Genomic DNA, 1,469 nt, shown 5'->3' on the forward strand with positions numbered 1-1,469 from the left:
GCGGGCGCGGCGGGGGTTGCGGCGCTGCTTGCCGAGCCGCACCATTTCGTCGGCAAAAAAAACGTCGGAACCCTGCTCTGCGGCGGCAATATCGACGCGCGCCTGCTGTCGTCGATCCTGATGCGCGGCCTCGTGCGCGATGGGCGCTTGGTACGTATCCGCTCGGAACTGGGCGACCTCCCCGGTACGCTGGCGCGCTATTCGGACGTGATCGGCAAAGCGGGCGGCAATATCGTCGAAGTCCATCACCAGCGCATGTTCCTCGACGTGCCGATCAAACAGACCGAGATCGATACGATGATGGAAGCGCGCGGGGCCGATCACGTGCGCGACATTCTGGAAGCCCTCAATGAGGCCGGTTTTCCGTCGCGCCTGCTGACTGACTAATAGCAGGTCGTGATCTTCCGGCCCTTTTTGTCTTTCTCTTCACGGCAGGTTTGCGTGCGCGGCGCGGCGGCATCGCGCATCGCCTGCTGGTTTTGGGCGTCGCGGTAAAGCCCTTCGACGCATTTCGTATTGTCGGGCGTGCCGATGCGGTGGCCGATTTTGACGCAGGTATAGCGATATTCCGCCAATTCCTCGTCCAATGTTTGACAGGCCGTGAGAACAAGCATCGGGATCGTTAGCAGCAACAGTTTGCGAAACATAATCGCCTCAATCGAACAAGAGGGGTTCCCCCCTCTGTAGCGCAGCGATTGAGCGGAATCAGCTTAACTCTTCGTGAAATTTTCGTCAGAATCGGCGCTGAGTTGGGCATAGCGCCCGCGAAAATAGAGCAATGGCGGTAAATCGGTCCCGGCTTGCAACTTTTCGACCTGCCCCAGGATCAAGAGATGATCGCCCGCATCGATCCTATCGAAGACGCTGCACTCGAAATGCGCAAGGCATCCCGGCAGAACCGGCACATCGCCAAGCCCCTGGATCGGCTGAAGGTCGCCGAACCGATCTTCGCCGGTCTTAGCAAAGCGGCGGCTCAGCTCTTCTTGATTGGCCGCCAAAAAATGCAATGCGAAATGGCTATGGGTTTGAAATGCCGAAAAGGTTCCGGCTTTCCGATCTAGGCAGAAGGAAATCAGCGGCGGTTCCAGCGACACCGAGGCGAAGGAATTGATCGTACAACCCACCGGCTTCCCGTCGGCGGCCAGGGTTGTGACGATGGCGATTCCTGTGGCAAAATTGCCTAGCGCATTTCGAAAGTCGCGTGCGCTAAAGTGAGGGGTGAGTGTTGCGTCCATCGGTTCGGCCTCGGGTATCGGGGGCGGTATGCTGCGGCTTGCTTCTAACATAATCTCATATCCTTTTGCCAAGCCATTGTAATACGTATGGATTTCATCGCTCGCCTTGACGAGGCTAACCTTGGCTGGTAAACCCTATAGGCAGAATAAATGGGGCAAGAGCCATTCGTTGCCCTTCATGTGTCGGTTTGGACAATCGGAACAGAACGTTGGAGTGAGTCCATGCTAAAGATC

2 protein-coding genes and 1 pseudogene are annotated in these 1,469 nt (G+C 57.2%); 1 reads left to right on the forward strand and 2 read right to left on the reverse strand.

Annotated features, from left to right (window positions below; translation table 11 throughout):
- Positions 1-387: pseudogene (locus VZ95_RS25590) on the forward strand (threonine ammonia-lyase); the annotation flags it as partial.
- Here the strand turns inward: VZ95_RS25590 and VZ95_RS12350 are convergent.
- Both VZ95_RS12350 and VZ95_RS12355 read right to left on the reverse strand, forming a co-directional pair.
- Entirely contained in the window at positions 384-647 is a 264-nt protein-coding gene (locus tag VZ95_RS12350) for a hypothetical protein (protein ID WP_045776114.1), read from the reverse strand. The pseudogene VZ95_RS25590 and the gene VZ95_RS12350 sit on opposite strands and share 4 nt — an antisense overlap.
- Before the next feature lie 63 nt (positions 648-710).
- Positions 711-1,235, reverse strand: a complete 525-nt coding sequence (locus VZ95_RS12355) for a flavin reductase family protein (RefSeq protein WP_045776115.1) — start codon at positions 1,233-1,235, stop codon at positions 711-713.
- Positions 1,236-1,469 lie beyond the last annotated feature (234 nt).

The organism is Elstera litoralis (assembly GCF_000963705.1).
Classification (GTDB): Bacteria; Pseudomonadota; Alphaproteobacteria; order Elsterales; family Elsteraceae; genus Elstera; species Elstera litoralis.

Coding starts and splice junctions, on each gene's coding strand:
- VZ95_RS12350 (WP_045776114.1), bottom strand. CDS start 647: ATGTTTCGCAAACTGTTGCTGCTAACGATCCCGATGCTTGTTCTCACG.
- VZ95_RS12355 (WP_045776115.1), bottom strand. CDS start 1,235: ATGGACGCAACACTCACCCCTCACTTTAGCGCACGCGACTTTCGAAAT.